3 protein-coding genes and 2 pseudogenes are annotated in these 4,070 nt (G+C 66.8%); all 5 read left to right on the forward strand.

From position 1 onward, the window contains the following. A pseudogene (locus AC07DW_RS33615) lies at positions 1-282 on the forward strand (amino acid permease); the annotation flags it as partial. 116 nt (positions 283-398) lie between these two features. Beyond that, positions 399-938: a transposase gene (locus AC07DW_RS33620; RefSeq protein ID WP_478861407.1), complete on the forward strand. Its 540-nt coding sequence runs from the start codon at positions 399-401 to the stop codon at positions 936-938. Further along, positions 905-1,087, forward strand: a pseudogene (locus AC07DW_RS33625) (ATP-binding protein); the annotation flags it as partial. The gene AC07DW_RS33620 and the pseudogene AC07DW_RS33625, both read left to right, overlap by 34 nt. 527 nt (positions 1,088-1,614) lie before the next feature. Continuing rightward, positions 1,615-1,911 carry a hypothetical protein gene (locus tag AC07DW_RS33630; RefSeq protein ID WP_478861405.1) on the forward strand — a complete coding sequence of 99 codons (297 nt, stop codon included), beginning with the start codon at positions 1,615-1,617 and terminating at the stop codon, positions 1,909-1,911. 1,407 nt (positions 1,912-3,318) lie between these two features. Then, on the forward strand, positions 3,319-4,070 hold a 752-nt coding region (locus tag AC07DW_RS33635), incomplete at its 3' end, for a serine hydrolase (protein ID WP_478861406.1).

Here is a 4,070-nt window from a genome sequence, read left to right on the forward strand (position 1 = left end):
GGCATCCTCGGCACCTGGGGCATGATCATGCTCTGCTCGCTGCTGTTCTGGTCCCGCTCCAAGGAGGGCAAGGTCACCCGCCCGTCCTACAAGCTGCCCTGGGCCCCGTACACCCAGATCGTGACGCTGGTGTTCCTCGTCTCCGTCCTGGTCCTGATGTGGTGGGGCGGCGGCGTCGGCCGGACCACCGTGAACTGCCTGCCGCTGATCGCCGCCCTGCTCGTCGGCGGCTGGTTCGCCGTCCGCAGGCGGGTCAACACGCTGGCGGCCCCGCAGGGCTAGGCCGTGCTTTTGGCCGGGCTTCCGGCCCTCGCCCCACACCATGTTGACCACAGTGTGAGGCGAGGGGATCTGACAAGCAGTGGCCGGTGCTGGAATCGCTGCTGCCTGCGGCTGGTGTGAGCCGCAGGCCGCCTTCCCGGCGGATGCTGGTAGATGGTGTGCGGGGGCGGGTGCGTACTGGTGTCCCGTGGCTTGACCTGCCGGCTGAGTACGGGCCTTGGCATGCCGTTTACGGGCTGTTCCGCAGGTGGCAGCGGCAGGGGGGTCTGGGCCCGGCTGCTGACTCCCCAGTGCGCCCACCGGGAAGCGCAAGAAGCTCCGTCTGGCCGGGGAAGCAAACCTCCCCCTCCCAAGCGGCCGGCACTTTGGCTCCGACACCAACCCGGACAACACCCCGGACAGGCCAGCACCCCTGCCGGCTCCTCCTGGGTCACTGCCGGACAGCCGCTCTGCCTGATCGGTGTCTCAGGCACCGGCAGCCCCATTTGCTGACCGGCCTCGGGACCCGATCGCTGAAGCGGCGGAAGGTCCGTTACACGACCACCGCAAACCCGGTGACCGAGCTGGCCGAGGCAGCCGATAAGAAGAAGCCCGGCCGCACCCTCGCCCGGTATGGCGCGCCGGCCTGCTGTGTCTGGACGAATTCCGATACCTAGGCCCGGACAGGACCGGCGCGAAGCTGCTGTTCCAGGTCTTCACCGAGCGTGAGGAACGACGAGCCATAGCCATCGTCTCGAACACTCCGTTCCCGGGGGGAAGCAGACGTTCGTCGGCCCCCTCTGCGCGGCGATCGTGGACCGGGTGACCGACAACGCGCACATCAATCGAGACCGGCACCGACTCCTTCCGCCTCGCCCAGGCCCGGGAGAAGCGCCGCAAGTGACCGGTCCAGACGAGCGGGGCCGGCGCCCCAAGGGGATGCCGGCCCCGGCCATGCTTACCGCTCTCCGCCCGGGCCGAGCACCCGTCCTCGTCATCCACCGCAGACCGGAGAACCCGTCCGTCCCGGACCGGACACGGGTCGAGATCCGCGGAGCCGTCGAGCCTGCCGGGCCCCGTCGTCCAGTCGGATCCGATACACCCACGCTACCGCTCCGGCCCTCTCACAGCCCGTACAACCATCCGGTCATGATGGAGCCAAACCACTTGGCACCAGGCACGCGAACCCATCTCACACGCCCCCAGCCCACCAGAAGTAGGGACCAAAGAACACAGAGCCCTGGTCCCAAAACAAGTGCTTACAAACAGCCAGTGGCTCTGAACCAGCAGCCGGACACCGGGCCGTGCCATCCTGGCCACCGGAAACGACAGCACACGCACTGGGGAGGGCCCGTGGCCGCCGACTACTACTGCGCCGACAGCGAGAACGGCGACCACACCGACGCCCCGTCCGAAAACGCCCTCTTCATGATCATCAGCCATCTCAACGGCAGCGACAACACCTTTGTCGTGATCCACCCCGACGAGGACGATCCCGTCTGGCTGGCCTCCGTCGCCGTGCTGGACCAGGGCGGCTACGAGATCGTCCGCCGCGACACCACCCGCGGCGAGCACGACATCACCACCGAGACCAGCATCAACCAGATCGCGTGCGACCTCACCAAATGGCTGGCCGCCCGCGCTTCCTGAAAAACGGCCCCGGCTCCCGGGCCTGGCATCCCGGGCAAGGGAAGCCGCAGCCCCGCAGTTTCTGTGCCGCCAGCGCCCGGGCCGGCCGCGCAATGACGGCCCCGCAGCCCAAAGCGGCGGAGGCTGACTCCTGGAGCGCCCTGCAAGCGGGCCGTGCAGCAGGACCCGCAAGCGGTGCGCACGTAGATCTTGCCGTGTTTGCGGGTGCGGTGCGTCATGCGGCGAGGATGCGGGTGCAGGTCCTGCACCCGCAGAAGGTGCCGCCGCGAAGCACGCCAAGCGTGCTTGACTGCCGGTTCCCGCCCCGTGGTGCGTGTCTGCCTGGACCGAGGCCCCTGGACCTGGTCATGGAAGCGAGGGACGGCGCAGGAGGTCAGGCGGGCACGTGCCAGGGAAGCCGGTGCGGCCCGCCTGCCGTGACCAGGGGGGCAGCCGCGGTCCTGGGTCCGGCTCCCGGCACCGGGGTCAGGACCGGGTGAAGAGGCGGCCCTCTTGCAGACTGCTGATCTGCGCTTCCAGTGCCCGGCGCTGGTCGTGGGCCGCGGCGGGCGGGGCGGCCAGGAACGGATCACGATGCCAGGGGTGCCGGTTCCCGGCACCCCTGGGCACGGCGGTTCGCCGAGAGCGACGAAGACCACGTCGATCAGCCCGCCAGCCATGGGTCCTGGGGCAAATGCGTCTGGTGCGTCTGAGGCGGCCGACTCTGCGCGGGCGGCCCGGGGACGCAGCGCCCGGGGACCAGGTAAGACGGTGGTCGGCCACAGCGGACGCACTGTGGGGATCGTCCGTCCTGTCCAGGAACCAGCCGGCGGACAGCTCGTAGTGCCCCAGCGGATGCGCGCGGGACCATCATCCCTGCAGGGCGCCGCCCCTGAGCCGGGCCGGCCGACATACCTGCTGCCCCGTTCAGTCCGGGCCGTACTGCCGGCGCCGCCACACCGAAAGGATCCCGCCAGCCGCCTTTCCTCCGGCTGGCGGGGTGCCTGGAAGCCCGAAGAATGGCTAATCGGCTGAAGCCCGGATACCGAAGCCCTTCCTATCGTTTTTAGAGCTGGCCGGGGTGTTTTTAAATTTTCGCCAGCGGATGCATCCAGGAAAAGCCATCCTGCACCTTCTTTGGATTGTGGCGGGGTCTCCGGTCACCTCAGAGGAGCAGAGAAATGTTGATAGCCAGAATGAGAGCACAGGGCAAGGTGCCGAAACTGGCGATCGGGATAATAGCTCTCGCTAGCTCCGTCTCAGTTAGTGCGCCTGCGAGTGCAGTCGGCGGCCAGCCCTCGGCAGCCGTGCGGGCGGGCGAGACGGCGAAGAGCGACGATAATCCAGGTCGAATGTAATTCCCCCAGCCGTAAACTGTCCAAGCGCCTCTCCCGGGATATCGCGCAGGTACTGAAGGACAGGAAGAACATGGCCTCGGTGGCCCTTTATGATCGCGCCACGAACACCACGTGCACTTACGATGCACACAAAACCTACGACTCCGCGAGCACGGTCAAGCCGATCGTCCTGGGCGCACTCCTGCTGGCAAGAAACGGCCATCTGACGCAGGAAGAAGAGGCACTGGCCAGGAAAATGATCGTAAACTCCGATAGTTCTTCAACCACTGCCCTGTGGCGGCAGATTTCCGATCTCAGTACTCCGCAGAAGCCAGACCCGGTCAAAATTCAGGATTTTCTGGACGCGGCCGGAATGAAGGGCACCATCCTTGACAAAGAAGGTTCCTGGGGCCTGACCCAGATCTCTGCGGCGGATCAGGTGAAACTGCTTAAGCTGTTCACTGGAGACGACAACTCGGTCCTGACTCACCAGTCGCGCAGTTACGCACTCAGCCTCATGCGCGATGTACAGGATGACCAGCGGCGGGGAACGCCAGCCGGGGCTCCCAAGACGTCCACGATCCAGGTCAAGAACGGGTGGCTGCAGCGCTCACAGGACGGACCTGATGACCCGTTCGACCGCGGCGACTGGAAGGTCAACAGCATGGGCGCCGTCACCGGCGGCCACTATGACTACGGCCTTGTCGTCCTCACGGAAAACAACAGAGTCCCCGACGCCCAGCCCGCCACGAGCAATGCTCAGAACCTGTGGATCGGCCGGGGGCGGGGTGCCTCGTGGGATGCGGAGGGCGTACCTTCCCGGGTGATCGACTCAAGGTCACC

The sequence above is a fragment of the Streptomyces sp. NPDC045701 genome, assembly GCF_056432045.1.